This is a genomic window from Streptomyces olivaceus (genome assembly GCF_000721235.1).
Taxonomy (GTDB): Bacteria; Actinomycetota; Actinomycetes; order Streptomycetales; family Streptomycetaceae; genus Streptomyces; species Streptomyces olivaceus.
In genome coordinates, this window is sequence record NZ_JOFH01000005.1 from 27335 (window position 1) to 54217 (window position 26883).

Annotated in this window: 18 protein-coding genes; 9 read left to right on the top strand and 9 right to left on the bottom strand. The window is 73.6% G+C overall.

The features are described from left to right. The first annotated feature begins 16 nt into the window (after nt 1-16). The 3 genes from IG94_RS0107925 to IG94_RS44310 all read left to right on the top strand — a co-directional run bounded on the left by IG94_RS0107925 (nt 17) and on the right by IG94_RS44310 (nt 12965). The gene (locus IG94_RS0107925; RefSeq protein ID WP_031032926.1) at nt 17-10936 is read left to right on the top strand and encodes a non-ribosomal peptide synthetase; all 10920 of its coding nucleotides are present in this window, start codon (nt 17-19) and stop codon (nt 10934-10936) included. A 172-nt stretch (nt 10937-11108) separates the two neighbouring features. Continuing rightward, the gene (locus IG94_RS0107930; protein WP_031032927.1) at nt 11109-12731 is read left to right on the top strand and encodes an ABC transporter ATP-binding protein; all 1623 of its coding nucleotides are present in this window, start codon (nt 11109-11111) and stop codon (nt 12729-12731) included. A gap of 156 nt (nt 12732-12887) precedes the next feature. After that, nucleotides 12888-12965, top strand: coding sequence for a 50S ribosomal protein bL37 (locus tag IG94_RS44310; RefSeq protein WP_370443954.1), 78 nt, complete (start codon nt 12888-12890; stop codon nt 12963-12965). A gap of 81 nt (nt 12966-13046) precedes the next feature. Here the strand turns inward: IG94_RS44310 and IG94_RS0107935 are convergent, their stop codons facing one another. Beyond that, nucleotides 13047-14141, bottom strand: a complete 1095-nt coding sequence (locus IG94_RS0107935; RefSeq protein ID WP_031032928.1) for an alpha/beta hydrolase-fold protein — start codon at nt 14139-14141, stop codon at nt 13047-13049. A gap of 89 nt (nt 14142-14230) precedes the next feature. Here IG94_RS0107935 and IG94_RS0107940 point away from each other — a divergent pair, with 89 nt between their 5' ends. Further along, entirely contained in the window at nt 14231-14443 is a 213-nt protein-coding gene (locus IG94_RS0107940) for an MbtH family protein (protein WP_031032929.1), read from the top strand. A 139-nt stretch (nt 14444-14582) separates the two neighbouring features. Next, a complete protein-coding gene (locus IG94_RS0107945; RefSeq protein ID WP_031032930.1) occupies nt 14583-15302 on the top strand; it encodes a DinB family protein in 720 nt (239 codons plus the stop codon). A gap of 16 nt (nt 15303-15318) precedes the next feature. Here IG94_RS0107945 and IG94_RS0107950 read toward each other — a convergent pair whose 3' ends face one another. Next, complete coding sequence (locus IG94_RS0107950; RefSeq protein WP_031032931.1) at nt 15319-15840, bottom strand: MarR family winged helix-turn-helix transcriptional regulator; 522 nt, start codon at nt 15838-15840, stop codon at nt 15319-15321. 175 nt (nt 15841-16015) lie between these two features. Between IG94_RS0107950 and IG94_RS0107955 the strand changes: the two genes are divergently transcribed. Further along, nucleotides 16016-17239, top strand: coding sequence for an FAD-dependent monooxygenase (locus tag IG94_RS0107955; RefSeq protein ID WP_031032933.1), 1224 nt, complete (start codon nt 16016-16018; stop codon nt 17237-17239). A gap of 47 nt (nt 17240-17286) precedes the next feature. Here IG94_RS0107955 and IG94_RS0107960 read toward each other — a convergent pair whose 3' ends face one another. After that, nucleotides 17287-17862 carry a TetR/AcrR family transcriptional regulator gene (locus IG94_RS0107960; RefSeq protein WP_031032936.1) on the bottom strand — a complete coding sequence of 192 codons (576 nt, stop codon included), beginning with the start codon at nt 17860-17862 and terminating at the stop codon, nt 17287-17289. Between the two features lie 173 nt (nt 17863-18035). On the opposite strand from IG94_RS0107960, the gene IG94_RS0107965 reads away from it, so the two are divergent. Beyond that, nucleotides 18036-19196 (top strand): FAD-dependent oxidoreductase, encoded by a 1161-nt coding sequence (locus IG94_RS0107965; RefSeq protein ID WP_031032938.1) that lies wholly within the window; start codon nt 18036-18038, stop codon nt 19194-19196. Between the two features lie 192 nt (nt 19197-19388). On the opposite strand, the gene IG94_RS0107970 is transcribed toward IG94_RS0107965, so the two are convergent. The 3 genes from IG94_RS0107970 to IG94_RS0107980 form a co-directional block, all read right to left on the bottom strand. Further along, nucleotides 19389-20063 (bottom strand): chitinase, encoded by a 675-nt coding sequence (locus IG94_RS0107970; protein ID WP_263436064.1) that lies wholly within the window; start codon nt 20061-20063, stop codon nt 19389-19391. 182 nt (nt 20064-20245) lie between these two features. Then, nucleotides 20246-20764, bottom strand: coding sequence for a lytic polysaccharide monooxygenase auxiliary activity family 9 protein (locus IG94_RS0107975; RefSeq protein ID WP_031032942.1), 519 nt, complete (start codon nt 20762-20764; stop codon nt 20246-20248). 314 nt (nt 20765-21078) lie between these two features. After that, complete coding sequence (locus IG94_RS0107980; protein ID WP_031032943.1) at nt 21079-22023, bottom strand: alpha/beta hydrolase family protein; 945 nt, start codon at nt 22021-22023, stop codon at nt 21079-21081. A gap of 110 nt (nt 22024-22133) precedes the next feature. Between IG94_RS0107980 and IG94_RS0107985 the strand changes: the two genes are divergently transcribed. Together IG94_RS0107985 and IG94_RS0107990 are read left to right on the top strand one after the other, a co-directional pair. Next, nucleotides 22134-22562: a MerR family transcriptional regulator gene (locus IG94_RS0107985; protein ID WP_078892215.1), complete on the top strand. Its 429-nt coding sequence runs from the start codon at nt 22134-22136 to the stop codon at nt 22560-22562. A gap of 118 nt (nt 22563-22680) precedes the next feature. Then, nucleotides 22681-23841: a ferritin-like domain-containing protein gene (locus tag IG94_RS0107990; RefSeq protein WP_031032946.1), complete on the top strand. Its 1161-nt coding sequence runs from the start codon at nt 22681-22683 to the stop codon at nt 23839-23841. 25 nt (nt 23842-23866) lie between these two features. Here IG94_RS0107990 and IG94_RS0107995 read toward each other — a convergent pair whose 3' ends face one another. The 3 genes from IG94_RS0107995 to aztA all read right to left on the bottom strand — a co-directional run bounded on the left by IG94_RS0107995 (nt 23867) and on the right by aztA (nt 26869). Further along, nucleotides 23867-25357, bottom strand: a complete 1491-nt coding sequence (locus IG94_RS0107995) for a SulP family inorganic anion transporter (RefSeq protein WP_372457234.1) — start codon at nt 25355-25357, stop codon at nt 23867-23869. 291 nt (nt 25358-25648) lie between these two features. Beyond that, entirely contained in the window at nt 25649-26038 is a 390-nt protein-coding gene (locus IG94_RS0108000; protein WP_031032949.1) for a VOC family protein, read from the bottom strand. Between the two features lie 75 nt (nt 26039-26113). Further along, nucleotides 26114-26869, bottom strand: coding sequence for a zinc ABC transporter ATP-binding protein AztA (gene aztA / locus IG94_RS0108005; RefSeq protein WP_031032950.1), 756 nt, complete (start codon nt 26867-26869; stop codon nt 26114-26116). Nucleotides 26870-26883 lie beyond the last annotated feature (14 nt).

Below are 26883 nucleotides of genomic sequence, written 5' to 3' on the forward strand. Positions count from 1 at the left end.
GGGCGTTGAGTCTTCGATGATGGAACCGACCGCTCGTCTCGTACTGCTTTCTCCCAAGCACCTCACCGACCTGCGCCGGCGGACCGGCGACCACTCCGACACCGCCCTCGCCACGGCGTGCGCCATCGGGCTGTCGTACTGGGCGACGGGACAGAGCCCCGCCGGTCTCGACCTCACCGCGGCCACCCTCTTCGGCGACGTGCTCGGCTGGGCCGACAACGGAGGTGCGGCGCCGGAGGGCTGGGGCGTCGCGGCGGACGGCCGGACCATCACCCTGCCGGAGGGCGTCGTGCCCGACGACGCGCAGCTCGCGCTCGACGACCTGGCCGACTTCCCCGGCCGCCCGCTCGGCACCATCGGCCCCGCCGGCCCGACGGCACGGCTGGAGAACCTGGCCCGGTGGAACGACACCGACGCCGACCGGGAGCGCCCGACCCTGATGGAGATGTTCCTGGAGCAGGCGCGCGCCAGACCGGGGGCCGTGGCCGTCGTCGACGAGCGGCGCACGCTGACGTACCGGGAACTGAGCGACCGTTCCGCCCAGTTGGCCCACCGGCTGCGCGAACGGGGGCTCAGCGACGAGGACGTCGTCGGCATCTCCCTGGAACGCTCCGCCGACATGGTCGTCGGGCTGCTCGGCGTGCTCCGGGCCGGCTGCGCCTTCGTCCCGCTGGACCCGCACTGGCCCGCCGAACGCCGGGCCGTCGTCGCCGCGGACGCCCGAGTCGCCGTGCAGCTCAACGCGTCAGGCGAACCCGCCCCGCACGAACCGGAGGCCGTGCCCGTCGACCTCGCCGACTGGCGGCACGGCGACCGTCCCACCGAGGGGCCCGACCCCACCGTCCGGGGCGACGCCCTGGCCTACGTCATCTTCACCTCCGGCTCCACCGGGCGCCCCAAGGGCGCGATGATCCGGCACGAGGCGATCAGCGAACGCCTGCTGTGGCAGGTCCACGAGATCCTGGACTTCGGCCACGACGACGCCTCGCTGTTCAAGGCGCCGCTCTCCTTCGACATCTCCATCAACGAGATCTTCCTGCCCCTGGTGTGCGGCGCCCGGCTCGTGGTCCTGCGCCCGGGCGGCGAACGCGACCCGCACCACCTGCTGGGCGTCATCGCCGAGCAGCGCGTCACCTTCACCTACCTGGTCTCCTCCATGCTGGACGTCCTCCTGGAGATGGCGGGCGACACCGGGAGGCTGGACAGCCTGCGCCACGTGTGGTGCGGCGGCGAAGTGCTCACCCCGGAGCTGTACGAGCGCTTCCGCACCCAGCTGGACATCCCGCTCTACCACGGCTACGGCCCCGCCGAGACGACCATCGGCGTCTCCCACGTCGTCTACCGGGGCGCGGCGGAACGCCTGTCGACGTCCATCGGCCGGGCCAACCCCAACACCCGGCTGTACGTCCTGGACGACGAGCTGCGCCCGGTCCCGGTCGGCGTCGGCGGCGAACTGTACGCGGGCGGCCTCCTCCTGGGCCGCGGCTACGTGAACGCCCCGGGCCTGACGGCCTCCCGGTTCGTCGCCAACCCCTTCGCCGACGACGGCTCCCGGCTCTACCGGACCGGCGACCTCGCCCGCTTCGCCCCGGACGGCTCCCTCGACTTCCTCGGCCGGGCCGACAACCAGATCAAGATCCGCGGCATGCGGCTGGAGATCGAGGACGTCGAGGCCGGCCTCGCCGAGCACCCCGGCGTCCGCCACACCTGCGTCGTCCCGAAGAAGAACACCGCGGGCGGCACCTACCTGGTGGGATACGTGATCCCCGCCGCCGGGCACGGGAGTCTGCGGGCCGACGAGGTCAAGGCCTGGGCGGCCGGGCACATGGTGGAGTACATGGTGCCCACCCATGTCGTGGTGATGGACGCCTTCCCGCTCACCGCCAACGGCAAGCTCGACCGGCAGGCGCTGCCCGAGCCCACCGTCGCCGCCTCCGCGGCCCGCCCGCCCGGCACCGAGAACGAACGCGCCGTCTGCACGGCGGTCGCGGCCGTCCTGCAACTGGACGAGGTCGGCACCGACCAGGACTTCTTCCGGCTCGGTGGGGACAGCATCCTCGCCATCTCCCTGCTGAGCGCCCTGCGCGACGCCGGCCTCTACGTCACGGCACGGCAGATCTTCACCCACAGCACCGTGGGAGCGCTGGCGGCGGTGGCGAGCCGCGAGGACACCGCGGCCGTCGACCACCGCGACACCCCGACCGGCACCGTCGTCGGGCCGCCCGTCGTGCAGTGGCTCGGCGAGACGACAGGCGCCATCGACGGCTTCGTGCAGTCGGTCGTGCTCAACACCCCGGCCGCCCTGACCGCCGACGCCCTCGACGAGATCCTCACCGCCCTCGTCCGCCGCCACCCCATGCTGCGCGCCCGGCTGGTGCGCGGCGACCGGTGGGGCTTCGACATCCCCGACGAGGTCCCGGCCGGCGCGCTCTGGCAGGAGAGCGACCGGCCGCTGGACTCCTGCACGGCCCTCGCCACCGAGGCGCTGGACCCGGCGGGCGGCGCGATGCTGCGCGCCGTCTGGCGCCGCTCCGCACGGCAACTGGTCCTGGTCGCCCACCACGTGGTGATCGACGGGGTGTCCTGGCGGGTGCTGATGGAGGACCTGGCCACGGCGTGGCGGCAGTACGCCTCGGGAGCACCGGTCGAACTGCCCGTGGTGGGCACGTCGTTCCGCCGCTGGACCGGGCTCCTGGAGCGGGCCGCCTCCGACGCGGACGGTCAGTACTTCCGTCGTCCGCTGCCCGCGGCCGACGAGCCCGTGGGCCGACGCGCGCTCACCGAGGACGACACCGTCGCGCGCGAGCGGATCCGCACGGTCGAGACCGGGGCCGAGACCACGGCCGCGCTCCTCGGCACGGTCCCCGCCGCGTTCCACGCGGGGGCGGGCGACGTACTCGTGACCGCCCTGGCCGTCGCCCTCGCCCGCCGGCGCCGCGACCTCGGCCAGGACCAGACCTTCGCCCACCTCGAACTGGAGGGCCACGGCCGCGAGGCCGCGTTCGTGGCCCCGTCCGCCGGATTCGAACCGGAACTCTCCCGGACCGTGGGCTGGTTCACCACCCTCTTCCCGGTGGTCGTGGACCCCGGCACGGCCCCCGACCTCACCGCGCCCGCGTACCTCGCCACCGCCCTCAAGGCGGTCAAGGAGGACCTGTCCCAAGTACCGGACAACGGCATCTCCTACGGCGCCCTGCGCTACCTGAACCGGGTCGCGTTCGACGCGCCGGCCCCCCAGGTGCTCTTCAACTACCTCGGCCGCTTCGACGCGGGAGCACCGGGGGACTGGCAACTGGCCGGGAGCACGGGACAACTGGGTGAGAAGCGCGACCCGGCCATGCGCCTGCCCAGAGCACTGGAGTTCAACGCCGTCGCGGAACCCGGCCCCGACGGCGAGTACCGGCTGCTCACCACCGTCTCCTGGCCCGAGGGCCTGTTCACCGACCAGGACATCGACGCGCTCGCCGGACACTTCCAGGACGCCCTGACCGGACTGGCCGCGCTCGAACGGGGCGGCCACTCGCCCGCCGACTTCCGCCCACTGCGGCTCACCCAGGCCGACGTCGACGACCTGGACGGCCCGGCCCTGCGCGACATCCTCCCGCTGACCCCGCTGCAGGAGGGCCTGTACTTCCACTCGGTCTACGACGACGAGGCCGCCGGCAGCTACGTCGAGCAGCAACTGCTCACCCTGGACGGCGACGTGGACGCCGACCGGCTCGCCACCGCCGCCACCCGCCTGCTCACGCTCCACCCCGGCCTGGCCGCCCGCTTCACGGCCCTCGCCGACGGCCGGGTGGTCTCCGTGCTGGAGAGCGGTCACCACGCGCCCTTCACCACGCTGGACCGCCCCGGCATCACCGACGAGGAGATCCGCGACCTGGCCGAGCGGGACCGCCGGGCCGGCTTCGACCTCGCCACCGGACCGCTGATGCGCTACACGCTGATCCGGGCGGGAGCGGGCCGGCACGTACTGGTGCAGACCGTGCACCACATCGTCGCCGACGGCTGGTCGGTGCCGCCGATGCTGCGCACCCTGCTGGCCGAGTACCACCGGCCGGGGAGCGCCCACCCGCTCGGCGGGTTCCCCGAACACGTACGCCGGCTCGCCGCTCTCGACGACCGGGAGAGCGACCGGATCTGGAGCGAGCAGCTCGCCGGGCTGGCAGGCCCCTCGCTGATCGCCGAGGGCCACACCCCCTCCGACCGGTTCGCGGACACCGCCACCACGGCCGGCATCGACGTCGACGCGGCCGCCCGCGCGGCCGGAGTACCGCTGAGCGTGGCCGTGCACAGCGCCTGGGCACTGACCCTGGGCGGCATCCTGCACAGCGAGGACGTCGTCTTCGGGTCCACGGTCTCCGGCCGCGACGCGGACGTCCCCGGCATCGAGAACATGGTCGGCCTGCTCATCAACACCGTCCCGGTGCGGGCCCGCTGGAGGGCGGACACGACCGCCGCCGAACTGCTCGCCCAGGTGCGCGCACACCAGAGCGCGGTACTGCCCCACCAGCACGTCTCCCTGGCGAGGACCGCCCGGCACACCGGTACCGGACCCCTCTTCGACACCCTGGTGGTGTTCGACGTGGCCACCGACGTCGGCGCACTGCGGGAACCCGGCGACACCCTGGTCGTCACCGACATCGTCAACGAGGGCGCCCCGCACTACCCGCTGACGCTGGTGGTCGAGCGCACCCCCGACGGCACCCCGCGCTTCAACGCCGTCCACGACGCCGCGCTGCTGCGCGAGTCACAGGTCCAGGACATCCTGCACACCTTCACCCGCACCCTCGCCACCCTGCTCACCAGCCCGGACACCCCGGTCGCCGCCCCCGCCCCGCACACCGCCCGGCGCGCGCCGGCCGTCGCTCCGGCGACCCTGGGCGACCTCCTCGACGCCGCCGCCCGCCGCAACCCGGCCGCCACCGCCGTCACCCAGTGCTCCCTGGACGGCGCCACCCGCTCCCTGACCTACGGCGAACTGACCGAGGCGAAGGACGGTCTCGTCGCCGTCCTGCGCGCGGCCGGCGCCGGGCCCGGCCGGCTCGTCGCCGTCGCCGTCCCCCCGTCCGTCGAACAGGTCGTCGCCCTGACCGCCGTGACCGGCGCGGGCGGGGCGTACGTACCCCTCGACGCCGCCCACCCGGACGAGCGGCTGGAGTACATCCTGGCCGACGCCGCCCCGCAGGTGGTCCTCGTGGACCGGGAGCAGCGCGAACGCTTCACGCGGCTGCTGGAGCGGGCGGGCGTACCGGCCCGCGTGCTGGTGCAGGGCGACGAGCCGGCGCCGGCCGACGACGGGCCGGCGTCCCCCGCGGGTTGGCACGACCCGGCGTATGTGATCTACACGTCCGGGTCCACGGGCCGCCCCAAGGGCGTCGTGGTCCCGCACTCCAGTGTGGTCACCCTGCTCGCCCACACGCAGGCGGACATGGGGTTCGGGCCCGGCGACGTGTGGGTCCAGTTCCACTCCTTCTCCTTCGACTTCGCGGTCTGGGAGCTGTGGGGCGCACTGGCCCACGGCGGCGAGCTGCTGGTGCCGGAGTACGCGCTGACCCGCTCGCCGGTCGACTTCCACCGGCTGGTCCGCGAGCACCGGGTGACCGTCCTCAACCAGACGCCCTCGGCCTTCCACCGCTTCATCGAGGCGGACCGGCACGCCGGTGAGCCGCTGCCCGCCCTGCGCCGGATCGTCTTCGGCGGCGAGGCGCTCGACCTCGGACGGTTGCGCGACTGGGTCGAACGGCACGGCACCGCCACGCCCGAACTGGTCAACATGTACGGCATCACCGAGACCACCGTCCACGTCACGCACCGGGTGCTCACCGACGCGGACTTCGGCCCCGGCGACGCCCCCAGCCCGATCGGCACGCCCCTCCCCGGCCTGGTCGTCCACCTGCTCGACGACCGGCTCAGGCCGGTGCCGCCGGGCCGGGTGGGCGCCGTCTACGTCGCCGGCGACCAGGTGTCGCTGGGCTACCTGGGGCGGCCGGGACTCACCGCGGGCCGGTTCGTGGCCGACCCGTTCACGGGTGACGGCTCGCGGATGTACCACACGGGCGACCTCGCCCGCCGCACCCTCGACGGAGAACTGCACTTCGCCGGACGCGCCGACGACCAGGTGCAGTTGAAGGGCTTCCGCGTCGAACCGGGCGAGGTGGAGGCCGCCCTCCGGGACCTCGACGGGGTGAGCGACGCGGCCGTCACCGTCGCGGACGGCGGCGACCACCTGGTGGCGCACGTCGTGGGCCGGGTGCCCGGCGACCTCACCGCCCTCCTGGCGGCACGGCTGCCCGCCCACATGGTCCCGGGCCGGGTCCTGTCCGTGGACGCCCTCCCGCTGACGGTCAACGGAAAACTCGACCGCAAGGCCCTCGCCGAGCACGCCGCGAACGCCCCGCTGCCCGCCGGGGCCCTCCACCGGACGGGTTCCGGCAGCGCCGCCGCCGACGCACCGGCGGTGCTGGACACGGTGGTCCGCGTCTTCGCCGAGACGCTGCCCGGCTCCACGCCGGACGCCGACACCGACTTCTTCGCCGCCGGGGGCGACAGCATCGTCGCCATCACCCTCATCAACCGCGCCCGTGCGGCCGGCCTGTCGGTCACGCCCCGGGACGTCTTCCTGCTGAAGACACCGCGCGCGCTCGCCGAACACCTCACCGCGAGCACACCACCGCCTGCGACCCCCGAGCCCGTCCGCCGCGAGGACGGCCCGCTGCCGCCCACCCCGATCATGCTGCGCCAGCGCGAGCTGGGCGGCTCGCTCGCCCGGTTCGCCCAGGCCAGGACGCTTCTGGCGCCCGAGGGCACCGCGTTCGCCGACGTGGAGCGCGCCGCGCGCGCCGTGGTGGCCGCACACCCGGCGCTCCGGCTGCGCCTGCGCGTCGACCACGGCGTCTGGTCCCTGCGCACGGAGGCCGACCGCGAGGTCACGGTCGTCCGGGCCGACGGCACCGACACGACGGCCGCCGCCGACGAGGCCGCTTCACGCCTCGACCCGGAGTGCGGGGACGTGGCCGCGTTCTCCTGGCTGGCGGCCAACCGCACCCTGGTCGTCACCGTGCACCACCTCGCCGTCGACGCCGTGTCCTGGCTGATCCTCCTTGACGACCTGGCCGGAGCACTGCGCGGGACGCCCGTGCCGGCGCCGACCACCTCCTACGCCGAGTACGCCGAAGCACTGACGCACCGGGCGGCCCACGCGGCCCCCGGCCTCGGCCACTGGACCACCACCCTCGAGGCCCCCACGCCGCTGCCCCCGCCCGAAGCGCTGCGCGAGACCACGGCCGTCCTCGCGCCCGGCATCAGCGACCGCCTGACCCGAACCGCGCCCACCGCGCTCGGCCTCGGCCTCACCGAGCTGCTGTGCGGCGCGCTGCGCACCGCGCTGACCCGCATCCAGCCCTCGCCCACCGACCTCGCCGTCGACCTGGAGCGGCACGGCCGGGTCCCGGCCCTCGAACACCACGACTACACCCGCACCGTCGGCTGGTTCACCGCCGTCGCGCCCGTCCGCCTGACACCGCACACCGACCCAGTCGCCGCCGCCCGCGAGGTCACCGAACGCCGCCCCGACGAGCGGGAGCACGTCGCCTACGGACTGCTCCGGTACCTCAACGCGCAGACCGCCCCGCTGCTCACCGCCCGCCCGCAGGTGCTGTTCAACTACCTCGGCCGGGGCGCCGAGTCCGAGGCCCCGCGCCTGGCGGGCGGTGACCGGGGCAGCCCGTACGCCGTCGAGGTGAACGCCTGGACCGACGCGGCCACAGGCAGCCTGCACGCCGTCTTCACCCTCGCCGAGGGCATCCCCGACACCCTCACCGCACACTGGCTGGCGGCCCTGGAGCAGCTCGCGGACAGCGCCGCCACGGCCGAGCGCACGGCACCGGTCACCCCCCTCCAGCGGGGCCTGTACTTCCAGTCCCAGCTGACCGGCCCGACCGGACACTACGTCGCCCAGAGCTGGTTCACCCTCGAACGGCGCCTGGACACCGACGCGCTGGCCGACGCCATGGCCCACGTGATCGCCCGGCACCCGGTCGCGGGCGCCGGCTTCACCACGGACGACGACGGCAACCCGGTCCAGGTCCTCGGCGCGGGCCGGCGGGTCCCGGTCCGCACCGTCGAGGCGGCCACGGACGCGGAGGCCGAGGCCCTGCGTCGCGCGGACCGCGACACCGGCTTCGACCCCGCCGAACCGCCGCTCGTCCGGCTCACCGTGGTGCGGCTGCCCGGGGACCGCGACGGCCTGCTGCTCAGCTACCACCTGCTGCTGTGGGACGGCTGGTCGCGCGAGACCGTGCTGCGGGACCTGTTCGACGCCTACGAGGACATCCTCGCGGGCACCCCCCTCGACACCGCCCCCGCCACACCCCGCTTCGAGGACCACGCCCGGGCACTCGCCGCCAGGGACCCGGCTCCCGCCGAACGCTTCTGGTCCGAGCACCTCGCCCCGCTGCCCGGCCCGACCCTGCTGGCCGGACCTGCGCCGTCCCTCTCCGACGACCTGCCGCACGCGCTGGTCCACACCCTCACCGCCGCGGAGTCGGAGCGGCTGAGGGAGACGGCCAGGACCCACGGGGTCACGCTGAACTCGGTGCTGACCGGCGCGTTCGGCCTCCTCCTCGGCGCCCACACCGGACGAGCCGACGCCGTGTTCGGCGTGACCGTCTCCGGACGCGAGGGCGAGGGCGCGTCCGGCGTCGTGGGCGTCCTGCTCAACACCGTGCCCATGTGGACGCGGGCCCGGCCGCACGACACCGTCCGCGCCTACCTCACCGCCGTACAGGCGGCCCGGGTCGCGGCCATGGAGCACGAGCACCTCGGGCTCGGCGAGATCCAGCGGGCCGCCGGACACGACACGCTGTTCGACAACCTCTTCGTGCTGCAGAACTTCCTGGACCTGGACGCCTTCGCCGAGATGAACGCCCGGCACGGCATCACCTCGGTGCGGGCGGACGACTCCACCCACTACCCGTTCACCTGGGTCGTCACCCCCGGCGACCGGCTCACCGTCAAGCTGGAGCACCGCGACCACGACGCCGGCCGCGCCCGGCGCCTCCTCGACGACTACCTGCGCGTCCTGGCCGACCTGGCCGCCTCCGACGGACCGCTCGGCGCCCTGCCGGGCCCGGCGCCCGCCCCCGCGCCCGGCGCCCGCACCGACATCGGCACGGACACGGTCGTCGACCGCTTCGACCGGGTGGCCGACCGCGACCCGCGGCGCGTGGCCCTCGTCGCCCACGGCTCGACCCTGACCTTCGCCCAACTCCGCGACCGCAGCCGCGCGGTGGCGGGCGTACTGGTCCGGCGCGGCATCGGCCCGGAGACCACGGTGGGCATCGCCGTGCCGCGCTCCCTCGACTCCGTCGTGGCCCTGTTCGCCGTACTGCGCACCGGTGCCGCCTACGTGCCCCTGGAGCTGGACCACCCCGACGAGCGCATCGCCGCGATCGTGGCGGACGCCCGTCCGGACGTCACCCTCACCGTCGGCACGGTCGCGCCCCGGCTCACCGGCGACCTGATCGAACTGGACCGACCGCTGCCGGAGGCCGAGCCGTACGTGACGTTCGCCCCGGACGACCCGCACCGGCTGCGGCACCCCGCGTACATCATCCACACCTCCGGATCGACCGGGAAGCCCAAGGGCGTGGTGACCGAGTACGCGGGCCTCACCAACATGCTGGTCAACCACCGGCGCCGGATCTTCGAACCGGTCCTCGCCGAGCACGGCCACCGCACCTTCCGGATCGCCCACACCGTGTCCTTCGCCTTCGACATGTCGTGGGAGGAGCTGCTGTGGCTCGCCGACGGCCACGAGGTGCACGTCTGCGACGAGGAACTGCGCCGCGACGCACCCCGGTTGGTGGAGTACTGCGCCGAGCACGCCGTCGACGTCGTCAACGTGACGCCCACCTACGCCCAGCAACTGGTGGCCGAGGGCCTGCTCGACGACCCGGCGCGCCGGCCCGCCCTGGTCCTCCTCGGCGGAGAGGCCGTCACCCCGGCGCTGTGGCGGCGGCTCGCCGAGACCGAGGGGACCGTCGGCTACAACCTGTACGGGCCGACCGAGTACACCATCAACACCCTCGGCGTCGGCACCTTCGAGTGCCCGGACCCGGTGGTGGGCGTCGCCATCGACAACACGGACGTCCACGTCCTCGACCCCTGGCTGCGGCCGCTGCCCGACGGCGTCCCCGGCGAGCTGTACGTCTCCGGCATCGGCATCGCACGCGGCTACCTCGGGCAGACCGCGCAGACCGCGCACCGCTTCGTCGCCTGCCCCTTCGGCGCCCCCGGCGAGCGGATGTACCGCACCGGCGACCTGGTGACCCGCCGCCCCGACGGCAACCTCACCTACCTGGGCCGCACCGACCAGCAGGTCAAGATCCGGGGGCACCGGGTCGAACTCGGCGAGGTGGAGGCCGTGTTCACCGCGCACCCGGCGGTGCGGTTCGCCGCCGCCGTCGCCCAGCCCGACCCGCAGGTCGACGGGGCCCACCGGCTGGCCGCCTACCTGGTGCTGGACGGCGCCGACCTCGCGACGGTCGCCGCCGAAGCGGGCGCCGGGCTGCCGGACTTCCTGCGCCCGACGCACTACGCCCAGGTGGACGGCATCCCGCTGACCGTGAACGGGAAGGCCGACACCAGGGCCCTGCCGGAGGCGAAGCCGCTGGGCGCCCTGACCACGGCGGGGGAGCGCCCTCCCGCGACGGAGACCGAGACGACGGTGTGCGAGTTCTTCGCCGAGGCACTGGACCTGGACGACGACGAGGTGAGCGCGGTGAGCGACTTCGTGTCCCTCGGCGGGCACTCCATGCTGGCGGTACGGCTGACCGGGCTGCTCCGCCGGGAGTACGGTCCAGTGATCACGATCCGCGACCTGTTCACCCTGCGCACCCCGGAAGCGATTGCCCGCCACCTCGATGACCACTGACTCGACGACCACCGACTCCGAGACCACCGACCCGACGACCACCGACCCCACGACCCCGGACCCGGCGACGGCTCCCGCGACGGCCGCCGACTCGACGTCCCCTGCCGGCAAGCGGCGCACCCGGGACGGATCCGGCATCCTCCGCACCGCTCTGCGGCGCAACGTCGGCGCGATGGCCTGGGGCACCCTGCTCATGGGCCTCTACCAGGCCGGCGAGACCGCCTTCCCCATCGCGCTCGGCCTGATCGTCGAGCACACGATGCGGGAGCGGAGCCCCGTCTCGCTGGGTGTCTCGATCGGCGCGCTGGCCGTGATCATCACGACCGTGTCGCTGTCGTGGCGGTTCGGGATGCGCATCCTGCAGAAGGCCAACACGACGGAGGCGCACCGCTGGAGGGTGCGGGTCGCGGCCTGCGGCCTCCAGCCGGTGGCCCGCGACGTCGACCTGAAGTCCGGCGAGGTGCTGACCATCGCCACCGAGGACGCCGACCAGACCGCCGACATCATCGAGGTGGTGCCGCTGCTCATCAGCTCGCTGGTCGCCGTGCTGATCGCGGCGATCGCGCTCGGCCTCGCCGACCTGCGGCTCGGGGCGCTGGTCATCGCGGGGACCGTCGCGATCCTGTCGATCCTCAGCGTGATGTCCCGGCGGATCGGCTCCAGCACCCGCGAGCAGCAGGCGCGGGTGGCCCGCGCGGGCGCGAAGGTCGCCGACCTGATCATCGGGCTGCGCCCGCTGCACGGCTTCGGCGGCAACCACGCGGCGTTCCGGTCCTACCGGAGGGTCAGCGCCGAGGCGCGGCAGCAGTCGGTCACCGTCGCCCGGGTGGGCGGTGTGTACGCGGGCGTCGCGCTGGTCCTCAACGCGGTCCTCGCCGCCGCCGTGACGCTGACGGCCGGCTGGCTGGCGTTCGAGGGGCGGATCAACATCGGCGAACTCGTGATGGCCGTGGGGCTCGCGCAGTTCATCATGGAGCCGCTGAAACTCTTCTCGGAGATGCCGAAGTACGTGATGATCGCGCGGGCCTCGGCCGAGCGGATGGCTCTGGTGCTGACGGCGCCGCCGGTGACGACACCGGGCACGGACCGGCCCGCCGCGGGCACCGGCCTGGAGGTCGACGGCGTCCGGCACGGTGCCCTGCGCGGGGTGCGGTTCCGGGTGGCCGCCGGCGAGTTCGTGGCCGTCGCCGCCTACCAGCCGCGCGCGGCGGCCGACCTCGCCGCCGTCCTGGCACTGCACGTGCCGCCGGACGCCTACGAGGGCTCGGTGCGGCTCGGCGGCCGGGACCTCGCGGACCTGCCGGTCGAGGCGGTCCGGGAGCACCTGCTGGTCAACCCGTACGACGGCGAGATCTTCGCGGGCACCCTGCGCTCGAACATCGACCCGTCCGGCACCTGCGCCACCGTCCCGGAGGCCGTCGAGGCGTCGATGCTCACCGACGTCGTCGCGCTGCACCGGGAGGGGCTGGACTACGCCGTCCGCGACCGGGGCGCGAACCTCTCCGGGGGGCAGCGCCAACGGCTCTCCCTGGCCCGCGCCCTGGCCGCCGACACCGACGTCCTGGTGCTGCGCGACCCGACCACGGCCGTCGACGCGGTCACCGAACAACTCGTCGCGCGCAACGTGGCCGAGCTGCGCCGGGGGCGCACCACCCTGGTGATCACCAGCAGCCCCGCGCTCCTTGACGCCGCCGACCGGGTCCTCGTCCTGGACGACGGCGTGGTCACGGCCGAGGACACCCACCGCAACCTCCTGGCCCACGACGACGACTACCGGCTCGCGGTGACCAGATGAACAGGTGACCAAGTGACCGGTGACCTCGGGCGCCCGTCGCGCGTTGCACCCGTGCCGGATGTTTGCCGTCGCGCCGACGGGAAAGGGGCTCTGTGATCACCGGTGCAGACAATCCGGTGCGAAGCGTGTAGAAGCCGGATCAGCAAGGAGGTTTCGATGTCCTCGAAGCGACGTCGCAAGAAGAAGGCCCGCCGCAAGAACGGTGCCAACCACGGCAGCCGTCCCCAGAGCTGAGGACGTCTCCTGCACGTCGGGCGGGCGGCAGTGGCCGCCCGCCCGACGTGTTTCTCCGGGCCACGTCTCTGCGCGCCCGGATCACCGGGCCAGCGCCCATGCGACGTCCCGGAGCAGTGCGTGCCGCCAGCCCGCCCGGTCGTGGTCCGACGCCGACCGGGAGACCCGCACCGTCGCGCCGGCCTCCGCGGTGAGCGACTCCACCAGGCCGCAGTGCGGCAGCATCCGCGTCTCGTGCTCGCCCACGTCGAAGGCGACCCGCAGGCCCGAGAGATCGGGCCGCCCGCGCAGACGCTCCGCGAGAACGCCGCCGACCGGGCCGCCCAGCGGATCCGCCGACTCCGCCGCCCCGGGCGTCCACCACGCCGACGGCGACTGGCAGGCCACGCGCGACACCAGCCCGGGGAATTCGAGGGCGGCGTACAGGGCGCTCAGCCCGCCGAGGCTCTGCCCCGCGACCACCAGCCGGTCCGGGTCCGCGCGGACACCGCTCCCGGCGACGAGGGGCAGCAGTTCGTCCCGGACCGCCTCCCACAGCGCCGGCCGGCATCCGAACTCGGCCGCGCGGTCCTTGGCCGGGAGGAAGACGAGCGTGACCGGCGGCATGTCACCGTCCGCGACGGCCGAGTCGAACGCGGTCACCGCCGGGTGGAGATACAGCCAGTCGTCCCCGTCCAGGAGCAGCACCACGGGCCCACCCCCACCCGCCTCGTGGACGCGCACGGTACGGCGCCCGCCGAGCCGTTCGCTCGCCCAGCGCAGCCGGGTGCGGGGCAGCGGCAGCACGTCGTCCGGGCCGACCGGGGGCCAGTGCGGCTGGGGCGGCGCGTCCGGGGTCGCGGCGACGGACCGGTCGCCGCCCGCGCCCGCCGGGTTGCACGGATCGGCGTACGCCTCGTCGCCCACGAGGAACTGGTACGTCACCCGCAGCCGTGCCGGCATGCGCACCTCGGCGTACCAGCAGTCCGTCCCGCCCCACCTGCGCAGGGGTACCGGCGCCGACCAGCTCTCGAAGCCGACGCTCGCCGCCTCGGAGCCGCGGCGCAGGAACAGGGTCGTCCAGCCGTCGCCGTCCGGCACCGACACGGGCGTGCGCGCCGCGGCCCAGAAGGCGTCGGTGCCGGGCTCTTCCGGCAGTCCGAACGCGGCGAAGGCCGCTTCCCCCGTCAACTCCATCGGCGTCTCCTTGTCGAGCGGAACACCCGAAGGCTAAGCTCAGCGATTATTAGGCGAGCCTAACCTAATGCCCATGGGAGGCGCCGGGTATGAGCACCAACCCCTTCGACGACGCCGAGGGCCGCTTCCTGGTCCTCGTGAACCACGAGGGCCAGCACTCGCTCTGGCCGTCCTTCGCCGAGGTCCCCGGGGGCTGGACCGTCGCCTTCGAGGAGAACACCCGGGACGCCTGCCTCGCGTACGTCGAGGCCAACTGGAGGGACCTGCGCCCGCGTTCCCTCGCCGAGTCCGCGGACGCCTGACCCCCGGCCACCGGCACGCGGGGGACCCGCGTCCGCGATCCCGCGGGGTCCGGGAGGAATTCGCTCGCGGCCCCGTGCGGGGGTCGCTAGCCTCCGGTGGGGCGTCGGTGAGGCGACGCGCGTGCGGAGGGAGCGGGGGATGGCGGACCAAGGCGTGCGAACCGACCGGCTGGGCCTGTTGCTCGAACAGTTCGACCAGGCCAGGGAGATGGCGCAGGTCCGGCTGACCGGGCTCGGCGACGAGGAGTACCTCTGGGAGCCGGTGGCCGACTGCTGGTCGCTGCGGCGGAGGGGGGAGGCCGTGACGCCCCGGGCCTACGGGCCGGGCGAGTGGGTGCTCGACAAGGGCGCCCCGGACATCCCTTCGAGCGAGTACGCCGAGGTCGCCCGGCAGGCCGCTGGAGGCATGCCGGTCTCCAGGATCGCCGAAGACTGGAGCGTGAGCGTCGAGCGGGTCGGGGAGGTACTGGCCTTCACCGGGACGCCCGAGCCTGACAGGACTCCGGTCACGACCATCGCCTGGCGGCTGGCGCACCTGCACTCCTGCTTCGCGGGCCAGTGGGAGTGGACCTTCGGGGAGCGCCGCCGGGACCCGAGGCTGCTGGTGGACTTCACGCCCCGGGCCGGCCTGGCGCTGGAGGCGTTCTGGGCGACGATCGGCCGATGGCGCGAGGACGTCGCGTCCGTCACCGACGAGCAGCTCGACACGGTCGGCCTCTCGCAGTACCCGTACGGCTCCGACCCCGACGACCCGTTCATCGCCGTCGTGGCGGGTTCGGGTCTCGAGTTCATCCACCACATGGCCGAGATCGCGCTGCTCCGCGACCTGTGGCGGGCCCGCTTCCCGGGCCGCGGGTGAGGCGACGCGCCGCTGTTCAGTCCGCCTCCGTCTCCTCGTCCGTGTCGAACCGGGCCAGCCGTGCCGTCACGTCGTCGGCCAGCCGGGTGAGGAGGCGGGCGAGGTCGTCGCGGTCCTGCCGGGGCCAGTCGGCGAGCGCCTCGGCGAACCAGCCCAGCAGTGAGGTGACATAGCGGTTGGCGGCCTCCGTGCCCGACCCGGTCGGTTCGATGAGGCTCGCGCGACGGTCGTGGGGGTCGGCGACCCGGCGTACGAGACCGCGCTTCTCCAGGGTCTGCACCTGGCGGGTGACGTGCGGCCCCACGACCTGCATCCGGTCGGCGATCTCGCCGATCCGCAGCGCCCTGTCCGCCGTGCGCAGGGACAGCAGTACCCCCATGGCGGGCCGGTCCAGGGCGAGTCCGGCCGCGTCGGCGGCGCGTTCGGTGAGCCTGCCCTTGGTGATGGCGGCGCTCAGCTGAGTGATGCGGGGCAGCACGGCGAGCAGGTCGGCGTGCGGATTCTCCGGTGCCGGCGGTCCGGCGGGGTCGGGGGTCATGACATCTCCATTTGCATACCTGAGTTAGGTATCTATATCGTGGGGGACGGCCGGGTGCCTGCAAGGGTGCCGTATGGCCCCTGTAAAGATACCTAAGGTACGTATCTGTATTGCCTCTCCGATGCGTGCCTGCCTCGCGCCGGGACACGTCGTCCCGGCGGAAAGGTGGCAAGTCATGAACCGCACCTCCCGTCCCACTCGCCGCGTGCTGATCTCCGGAGCCAGTATCGCGGGCCCCGCGCTCGCGTACTGGCTCGACCGGTACGGCTTCGAGGTGACCGTCGTCGAGAAGGCGTCCGCCGTACGTGGTGGCGGGTACGCCATCGACATACGCGGAACGGCCCGCGAGGCCGTGGACCGCATGGGCCTGCTGCCGGTTCTGCGCAAGGCGCACGTGAACAGCCAGCGGATCACCTTCCTGGACGCGGCGGGGGACACCGTCGGTGCCCTGCAGCCCGAGCAGGTGACCGGGGGAGAGGCGGGTCTCGACCTCGAGGTGCGCCGAGGCGACCTGGCCGACGCGCTCCACACCCCGCTCCGCGACCGGGTCGAGTTCCTCTTCGAGGACTCGATCGCGACGCTGGACGACAACGGCGACGCCGTGCACGTCGTCCTCGACAGCGGCGTCCGCCGCACCTTCGACCTCGTCGTCGGCGCGGACGGGCTGCACTCGAACACGCGCCGGCTGGTCCTCGGCCCGGAAGAGCCGTTCCACCACTACCTCGGCCACGTCTTCGCGGGCTTCACCCTGCCCAACGAGTTCGGTCTCGCCCACGAGGCCGTCATCTGGAACGAGCCGGGCCGCGGCGCGACCCTCTACGCCCACGAGCCGTCCGACCGGGTGCACGGCTTCCTCACCTTCACCCGCGAGACTCCGCCGATCGAGGCGTTCCGCGACCCCCGGGCCCAGCGCGACCTGGTGGCGGCACGTTTCCCCGAACGGGTCTGGCACCTGCCGCGGCTGGTGGAGGGCATGAGCCGGGCCGACGACCTGTTCTTCGACGTCGTGAGCCAGATCCACCTGCGGACCTGGTCGCACGGGCGGGTGGTGCTGGCCGGCGACGCCGCGCACGCCACCTCCTTCCTCTCCGGGCAGGGTTCGAGCGTCGCGCTCGTCGGCGCCTACGTGCTGGCCGGGGAACTGGCCACGCACGCGGACCACGCCGAGGCCTTCGCGGCGTACGAGCGGCGGATGCGGCCCTTCGCCGAGCGCAACCAGGCACTCGCCACCAGCGGCGGCACGGTGGTCACGCCGACGACGCGTGAGCAGCTGGAGGCCCGCAACGCCATGCTGCGCGACCCCGCCGCCATGGCGCGCGTGATGGCGACGCAGGGCGCCGAGGAGGGCCGGGCCGCCCACTCCTCCCTGGCCCTGCCCGACTATCCGCAGGCCGGCTGAGGCGGAGCGGACCGGCCGCCCGCAGCCGTGGGGGAGAGGATGCGGTCCTACGACCGCCAGCCGTGCAGGAGCAGGTCGAAGGCCGCCTCCACGGCCGCGTGCGGATCGGACCGGCCCGTGGTCAGCGCCGGGACCTCCAGGGTGAACCGCGCCAGCGCCGCGCAGGCCGGGTCGTCCGCCGGGCGGCCGAGCTCCGCCGCGATCGCCGCGCTCAGGGTGGCGGCGTGCCGCATCCACATGCGCTCCCCGTACTCCCGCAGCGCCGGTGTGCCGTTGACCAGTGCCGTGAACCGGTCCCGCCGCGGGTCCGTGGCGATCGGCACCCAGGACCTCAGCGCGTGCTCCCGGAGGGCCTCGACGACTCCGAGGCCCTCCGGCCGCTCGCGGACGGCGGCGGTCAGCGCTCGGTCGACGTCCTCCTCCCGGTCGAAGACGAGCGACTCCTTGCCCGGGAAGTGCGCGAAGAGGGTCGTCGTCGAGACGTCGGCCCGCTCGGCGACGTCACGGACGCTCACCCGGTCGAAGCCCTGCTCCAGGAAGAGCTCCAGGGCCGCGTCGGCGATGGCCTGCCGGGTCGCCGCCTTCTTGCGCTCACGGCGGCCGGGGATCGGTGTGTCGGGCATGGCAGCACTGTAATGCATCACTGGAACGACAAAGAAACTTGACTGGTTGCAGTTTCGTACTCGTTTCTGGTTTGGTGGACTCCGGGGACGCCGCCCGCATCGGACGGCGCGGAGCCGGCCGCCGGTACGCCGTGGCCCGGACCGTCGCGCCCCGTCCACGAAAGGAACCCACCGTGAACTCCCCGACGCCCGCGAACGCGCGGATCAGCATCATCGGAGCCGGCCCCGGCGGCCTGACCTGCGCACGCGTCCTGCGGCAGCACGGCATCGCCGCGACGGTGTACGACCGCGAACCGGACGCGGCCTCCCGCGACCAGGGCGGCTCGCTCGACCTGCACGAGGAGGACGGCCAACTCGCCCTGCGGGAAGCGGGACTGCTGGCGGAGTTCTTCGCGCTCGCCCGGACCGAGAGCCAGGAGGAGCGACGCATCGATCCCGCGGGCCGCCTCCTCGGGCACCGGCTGCCGGACGAGGGCGAGACGGCGCGTCCGGAGATCGACCGCGGGCAGCTCCGCGACGTGCTGCTGCGCTCGCTGGACGAGGGAGCGGTCCGGTGGGGACGCACCCTCGCCTCGGTCGGCGGACCCGCCGAAGGGCCGCGGACCCTGACCTTCACCGACGGGAGCACCGTCGAGACCGACCTCGTGATCGGGGCGGACGGCGCCTTCTCCCGGGTCCGCGCCGCCGTGTCGGCCGCCGTGCCGCGCTACACCGGGGTCGGGTTCCTGGAGGCGTGGTTCGACGACATGGAGGTGGCCCATCCGGAACTCTCCGCGCTGGTCGGCAAGGGCAGCGCGCACGTGTCCGACGGCGAGCGCGGCCTCTTCGCGCAGCGCGGCAGCGGCGGCCACCTGCGTGTCTACCTGATGCGCCGGGTCCCCGCGGACTGGCTCGCGGAAGGCGGGCTGCGTCCGGACGACACCGACCGCATCCGGGCGCGGCTCCTCGGCGAGTACGCCGGCTGGGCGCCGGAGCTGCTCAGGATGATCACCGACAACGACGGCCCGTACGTGGACCGTCCGCTCTTCGCCCTGCCGGTGCCGCACACCTGGCCGCACGCGCCGGGCCTGACGCTGCTGGGCGACGCGGCCCACCTCATGCCGCCGCTCGGTGCCGGGGTCAACCTCGCCATGCTGGACGCCGCCGAACTCGCGCTCGCCCTCGCCGGCTCGGCCACCGTGGAGGACGCCGTGCGCGGCTACGAGGAGGTCATGCTGCCGCGCTCGGCCGAGATCGCCGGGATGCTCGACGGCGGTGCCGGATTCCTGCTGGAGGTGCCGGACGCCGACGAACTCGCCCGGTACGGCCGGTCCGACGCCGGTCTCACGGTCTGAGGGCCCGGCCGTGCGCATCCGCCGCCGAGGCCCGACGGGGCGCCGCGGGGAGGGCGGGCACCCGCCGGGTCGCGCGGCAGGGCCCGCGCCGGTCGCGACGCGGGCCGAGCAGGTGGTTCGGGCGGCGCGGACGCTGCCGAGGGGCGCGGGCAGTGAGCTGCGCAGGCCCCTCGTCAGTGTCCGGCCGGCCCCCTAGCAGCTGAGGTTGTCGCCGGGCTCCACGCCGAGGACCTGGGTGAACTGCTGGTAGCTGTTGATCCGGCTCTGGACCTGCTCGGGGTTGCCTCCGTCGCACTCCAGGCTGCCGTTGATGGCGCGGATGGTCTCGCCGAAGCCGGCGCCGTTGACGATGGCGTCGTGCGGGGTCATCGTGCCGGGGCCGCTCTGCGTGTTCCAGTACCACAGGCCCGTCTTCCACGCGACGGCCGCGTCGTTCTGCACCAGGTCGGGGTTGTTGAGCAGATCGATGCCGAGGGCGTCCCCGGCGGCCTTGTAGTTGAAGTTCCAGCTCAGCTGGACCGGCCCGCGTCCGTAGTACTTGTCGGTGCCCGCCGGGCAGCCGTAGGACTGGCTGTCGTCGCAGTAGTGCGGGTAGTTGGCCTCGTTCTGCTCGACGACGTACTGCAGCCCGCCGGTCTCGTGGCTGACGTTGGCCAGGAAGGCGGCGGCCTCCTGCTTCTTCACCGTGTCGCTGCCGGTGTTGGTGAACCCCGGGTAGGCACTGAGGGCGTCGGTGAGGCCGCTGTAGGTGTAGAAGGAGTTCCGGTTCGGGAACATCTGGTTGAACTGCGCCTCGCTGACCACGAACTCGGCCGCGGCGGAGTGGGTGTCGGCCTTCTGGGCGACGGCCTGCGGGGCCAGCGTCATGGCGCCCAGGGCGACGGCCGCGCCGGTGGCGGCCAGCAGTGCGACTTTGCGGTGCTGCACGGTATCGACTCCTGCTCGGTGTGGGGGGTGGCGCGTGTGGGGGCATGGAGCGGGTGCGGCAGCGGGAGCGACCGCCGGTCACAGGGAGAGGGCGGTCGCTCCGCGCTGCACGGGCCGCTGTGTCAGCCGCCGACGTTGACGTCGATGCAGGCGTAGAACGCGTTGTCCGTGTCGGCGACGTTCCACACGGCGAGGACCTTCTGCTGGCCGGTGAGCCCGCCGAAGTCGACCTCGTGGTTGACCACGGCGTCCGGCTTGGCGCCGCCGTCGTCGAACACGGCGATCTGCTGACCGCCGGCGTAGTACTCCCAGGTGGTGGTCGCGTGCTGGGCGGTGAGCTTCCACGAGAAGGTCGTGGTCTTGGACACCGGGGTGACCTTCCACCCCTTGCTGTCGTCGTCCAGCTCCGAGAAGCGGCTGTTGCCGCCGCTGCAACTGGTCAGGCCCTTGGAACCCTCGACACTCTGCGGCTCGTACGTGATGTCGCCGCACGACACCGTGCCCTCGGCGCACTGCGCCTGGCGGCTGGGCGGGTCGGAGATGTAGCCGTGGGCGCTCGCCGAGGAGGCGGGGAGGCTGACGGCGATGACGGGGGCGACGGCCGCGCCGATCAGGGCGGCGGTCCTGCGACGTGCGTTCATGCGGAACTCCTTCACATCAGGCCGTTCCAGGGCACGCGCGGTCGGATGTGGGGGTGACCGCGCACGCCGCGTACGGCCTCTCGTGGGTGGGGCCAGGAGGCGCGAAGGTGACGCGCACTCACCGCCCGCGAACCGGAGGGTGCCCCCGACCAGGGGACAACTCCTCATCCGGAGCGGCGAGTTCTGTTGGACTAGACCATACAAGCGGTCGACGTGACCGTGTCAAGAGTGTGTACGGGAGCCAGGAGGCGGCGGCGCCCGCCGGCGCGACCGCTCGGTGACACCGCGCCACCCGGCCCGCCGGCGGGCTCCGTTCACTCCTTGGACTCGAGCCGCCCCACGGCGTGCGGGTCGCCGTCGAGCTCCTCGCGCACCGCCGTCCAGCCGGCACTCCCGAGGCCGAGGGCGTGCCGGAGGTAGGCCGTGGTGACCCGCTGGACCAGGGCGACGTGGGCGGGGTTCTCGTCGGTGGTCTCGGCGGCGTCGTAGCCGGAGACGCCGCCGAGGAAGTGCTGCGCCCCGAACACGGTGAGCAGGCTCTTCGCGCCGGGGCTCAGGACGTACGGGTCGGCCGTCCAGTCGGCGCCCCGGACGGTCAGCGGGAGCTCGTCCCGGTCGCCCGCCACCACCAGGGCCGGGGCGGACATGCCGGAGAAGTCCGGGCCGCGCAGCCACGGGAGGTTCTCCGCGGCGAAGGGCGTGAGGTCGTCGCCGCCGTTGCCGGCCGTGGCGAGCAGTACGCCCGCGCGGACCCGGGGATCGGACAGGTCCTCCGCCTCCCCGGTCTCCGGGTCCGCGACGCGCAGGCCCAGCAGGATGCCCGCCGTCTGCCCGCCGAAGGAGTGTCCGGCCGCGGCGATCCGGCCGCTGTCCACCCGGCCCGCAAGGCCGGGGACGGCCGCCACCAGTGTGTCCAGGTCGTCGAGCACGCGCTTCAGGTCGGCGACACGGTACCGCCACAGCCGCGGCCTGCGGGGGTCGTCCGCGGGCAGGGCCACGGTCCTGGAGTCCAGATGGGTCGGCTGGACCACGACGAAGCCGTGGGCGGCCCAGTGGTCGGCCAGCGGCGCGTAGCCGTCGAGCGACGAGCCGAAACCGTGCGCGAGGAGGACGACGGGCAGGTCCTCTCCCGTCGCCGGCGCGGACACGCGGACGCGGAGGTCCGCGCCGCGTTCGGGAGCGGGCAGTACTACGGGCTTGACCGAGACGACCGGTGCGATGCCGAAGGCGCCGGTCGTCGGCGTGTCTGGGGTGGTCATGGAGGTGCGCTTCTCTCTGCTCACGAAATCACTGCGACGGGGTGAGGGCCCTCGCGGGTTACGCTAAAACCTGACGTCGACGTGAGAGGCAAGTCGAAAGGAGCCGGCGGATGCGCATCGGCGAGCTCGCCGCCAGGACGGGCGTCAGCGTCCGGGCGCTGCGCTACTACGAGGAACAGGGCCTGCTCGACGCGGAGCGCAGCACCGGCGGTCAGCGGCACTATCCCGAGAACGCGGTGGACCGCGTCCGCCTGATCCAGCAGCTGTACGCCGCCGGGCTGGCCAGCCGGGCGATCGTCGAACTGCTGCACTGCGTCGTCGACGGCAACGCCACACCGGAACTGCTGGCCAGGCTGGCCTCGGAGCGGGACCGCATCGACGGCCGCATCGCCGAACTGACCGGCGCCCGGGACCGCCTCGACTCCGTCGTCACCGGCGCCGCCGCGAACCTGCGCACGGGACGGCCGTGCCCCGCGAGGGCCGGGGCGGGGACGACCGGGGCCGGCGCCCGCCGCCGGGAGACAGGGCCGACCGGGTAGAGAGTTCCCCGCCCCGTGGCGCACGCCCTCCGCACGCCGCTCCCGCTGCTAGTTTCGCCAGCCGTCGGAGGAATACGGACGCCCCGCACACCGGGGCGGGCGACACAGGGAGCGGTGCGTGACGGCTGCGGGCGAGGACTCGGCGGAAGCGGGGACAGGGGCGGCGGCGCCGCTCGGGCGGAGGGCGTTCATGGCGTCGGCCGCCGTCGCGACGGTCACCGGCCCGCTGTCCGCCGGCGCGGCGCGGGCGGCCGGGCCGCCCGCGGGCGGCGCGCACCTCCCCTCCGGCCTCCGGTCCGTGGCGGGGCTGCTCCGGGTCCCCGAGGCCGGCCGCGGGGCCGACTGGCTCAAGGAGGCCCTCCAGGTCGCCGTGGCCCTGGAACTCGCCACCATCCCGCCGTACCTGTGCGGCTGGTGGTCCGTCGGGGACCGCGCGAGCCAGGTCGCGCGGCTGATCCGGCGCATCATCGGCGACGAGATGTACCACATGGGTGTGGTCTGCAACCTGCTGGTCGCCGTGGGCGGACGGCCGCGGATCAGCGACGCGGCCCTCGCCTACCCGGGCCCGCTGCCCGGCGGGGTGCGGGACGGTGTGAACGTGTACCTCTCCGGTCTCACCAGGCCGTTCGTGCACGACGTGATGATGGCGATCGAGGCACCCGAGGAGCCGCTCGCCCGCGGCCCGCGGACCTCGCCCAGCATCGGCCGCTTCTACGACGAGGTGCTGGGCGCCTTCCGGGCCCTGGCGCCGGAGCTGTCGGCGCGGGGCCAGCTGTCCGAGCACATCGGCTCCGACGTCCTCGAACCCGTGACCGACCTCGACGGTGTCGAGCGCTCGATCGAAAGCGTCAAGGAGCAGGGGGAGGGCACCACCAGCTCCCCCGAGGACGCGTTCGGCGACGACCACCCGGCCCACTACTACGCGTTCGGCGAGATCTACCACGGACGGCAGCTGCGCAGGACGGACGACGGCTGGCAGTTCACCGGCGCCCCCGTGCCGTTCCCCGACGCACGGCCCATGGCCCGCGTACCGGAGGGCGGCTGGCCCGCCCCGGCCGCCGGGGTCCAGGATCTCCTCGACCAGTTCGACACGGCGTACGCGAAGGTACTGAGCACCCTTGAGGCGGCGTGGGCGGACGGCGACGCGCGTACGCTGCGCTCGGCCGTGCGCACCATGGGCGGGCTGGAGAGCCCCGCGCTGAAGCTGATGGAGACGGAGATCCCGGGCGCGCCGGGCACCTACGGCCCCCAGTTCCGCCCGCCCGGCGGCGGGCGCTGAAGCCGCGCCGCGCTCGCCCGGCCCGTCAGTGTCCAGCGAGCGTGCCGCCCAGCCGTTCGCGCATGCGGCTGCTGGGCTCGTTGAGGCCGACGATCTCGACCTCCTTGCCGCGCCGGGCGTACTTGGTCTCGACGGCGTCCAGCGCGGCGACGGACGAGGCGTCCCAGACGTGGGTCGCGGACAGGTCGATGACGACCCTGTCGGGATCGCCCGCGTAGTCGAACCGGGTGACCAGGTCGTTGCTGGAGGCGAAGAAGAGTTCGCCGGTGACGGAGTACACGACCTGGCCGCCGTCGGGGTCGGTGACCGACGTGACGTCGGCCAGCCGGGCCACGCGCCGGGCGAAGATCACCATCGCGGTGACCGAACCGACCACCACGCCGACGGCGAGGTTGTCCGTGGCGACCACGACGGCGACGGTGACGGCCATGACCCCGATCTCGCCCGCGGGCATCCGCCGCAGGGTCTTGGGGGCGACGGAGTGCCAGTCGAACGTCGTGAACGACACCATCACCATCACGGCGACCAGGGCCGCCATCGGGATGTCGGACACGACCGGGCCGAAGACGACGCACAGCACCATCAGGAACGAACCCGCGAGGAACGTGGACAGGCGGGTGCGCGCCCCGGACACCTTCACGTTGATCATCGTCTGGCCGATCATGGCGCAGCCGCCCATGCCGCCGAAGAATCCGGTGACGATGTTGGCGATGCCCTGGCCGATCGACTCCCGGGTCTTGTCGGAACGGGTGTCCGTGATGTCGTCCACCAGCTTCGCCGTCATCAGCGACTCCATGAGTCCGACCAGGGCCATGGCGAGCGCGTAAGGCGCGACGGTCGTCAGCGTGTCGAGGGTGAACGGCACGTCGGGCAGGCCCGGCACCGGCAGCGCGTGGGGCAGCTCGCCCTTGTCGCCGACGGTGGGCACCGCGATGCCGGCCGCGACGGTGACGACGGTCAGGACGACGATCGAGACGAGCGGGGCCGGCACCACCCGGGTGACCCTGGGGAAGAGCACCATCAGCACGAGCCCGGCCGCGACCAGCGGGTAGACGGGCCAGGGCACGTCGGTGAGCTCGGGGACCTGGGCCATGAAGATGAGGACGGCCAGCGCGTTGACGAAGCCGACCATCACCGAGCGCGGCACGAACCGCATCAGCCGGGCCACGCCGAGCGCGCCGAGGACCACCTGGAAGACACCGGCGAGGATGACCGCCGCGACGAGGTACCCGAGCCCGTGCTCCCGGTTCAAGGGGGCGATCACCAGGGCGACGGCGCCGGTCGCGGCGGAGATCATGGCCCGCCGGCCGCCGACGACCGAGATGGTGACGGCCATGGTGAACGCCGCGAACAGGCCGATCTCCGGGTCGACCCCGGCGATGATCGAGAAGGAGATCGCCTCGGGCACCAGGGCGAGGGCGACGACCAGTCCGGCGAGGACCTCGGTCCGCCACACCTTCGGGTCGGAGATCCAGTCCGGCTTGAGGGCGCGCAGGCGTGCGGAGGGTGAGAACACGGGAGCAGACAAGAGGGCGGTACCTGTCCTGATCGGGCACGCCCGGCGGCGCGAACGTGCGGGAGAACGGCGAGCGCCGGTCCGTCGCGGGGCCGCTCGGCGGCGGGAACGGAACCGGGAGGAGGCGGCCCTCCGACGGGAACGGGGGTCGCGCTCAGCGGCAGGAGGTCACGGCGGGCAGGCGGCGGCGCGGAACGTCGTGGACATGCGCTCGCTCTCTCCTGCGGGGCTCGGCCTGCGCCGGGGACGCCCGGCGCCCGCAAACTCTACCCTTCGCCCGCGCCCGGCGGCCTACTGGCCGTTCATGATCTGGATCAGGTTGCCCACGGTGTCGTCCAGCACGGCCACGGTCACCGCTCCCATCTCCACCGGCTCCTGGGTGAAGCGCACCCCGAGTCCGCGCAGGCGGTCGTACTCGGCGCGGACGTCGGCCACGGCGAAGGAGGCGGCCGGGATGCCGTCCTTGACCAGCGCCGAGCGGTACGGCCCCACGGCGGGGTGCCCGGAGGGTTCGAGCAGCAGCTCCGGGCCCTCGGGCGCGTCCGGCGAGACCACGGTCAGCCACCGGTCCGCACCTCCCACCGGGACGTCGTGCTTCTTCACGAAGCCCAGGACATCGGTGTAGAAGCGCAGGGCCTGCTCCTGGTCGTCGACGAAGACGCTGGTGAGGTGGATCTTCATGGGGTCTGCTCCGGTGCGTCGGGTCCGAGCCGTCGGGTGAGGTGCTCAGGTGACAGGCAAGCACACACCCGTCCCTCAGGCACTCGGGTGCCCCGCATCGGTCCACAGGCCGGCGAGCGCCGACGTGGTGAGCACGTCGGCGGGGTGTCCCCGCCCCGCCAGCGCTCCCTCGCGCAGGAGGAGGCAGGCGTCCGCCGAGCGCGCGGCCCGCAGGTCGTGCGTGGCCTGGACGATCGTGACGCCGTCGGCCACCAGGTCCGTCAGGAGGGCGGTGATGCGTTCGCCGGCCTCCAGGTCGAGTCCCGTGGTCGGCTCGTCGAGGAGCAGCAGGTCGGACTGCTGGGCGAGGCCCTGGGCGATGAGGGTGCGCTGCCGCTGCCCGCCCGACAACTCACCGAGCTGGCGCGGGGCGAGGTCGCCGATGTGCAGCCGGTCCAGCGCCGAGTCCACGACCAGCCGGTCCCGGCGGGTCAGCCGGCGCCACAGACCGCCCGCGCCCCAGCGGCCCATCTCCACGGTCTGCCGGACGGTCAGCGGCAGGGCGTCTCCGACGGCCCCGCGCTGCGGCACGAAGGCCGGCCGCGTGCCGTCCCGGCTCAGCTCTCCCGATGTCGGGCGGATCACACCGGCCAGCACGCCGAGCAGTGTCGACTTGCCGCTGCCGTTCGGACCGACGAGCGCGGTGGTGGCCAACGCCGGTATCTCGGCCGTGAGTCGGTGAAGCACCTGACGCCCCGGGTAGCCCGCGCAGAGTTCCGAGAAACGGACGCGCGCCGGCGCCCCGGGCAGGTCGGAGGGCGGGGGAGTGGATTGGATGAACATGATTTTCATTGTAGTGTCCTGGC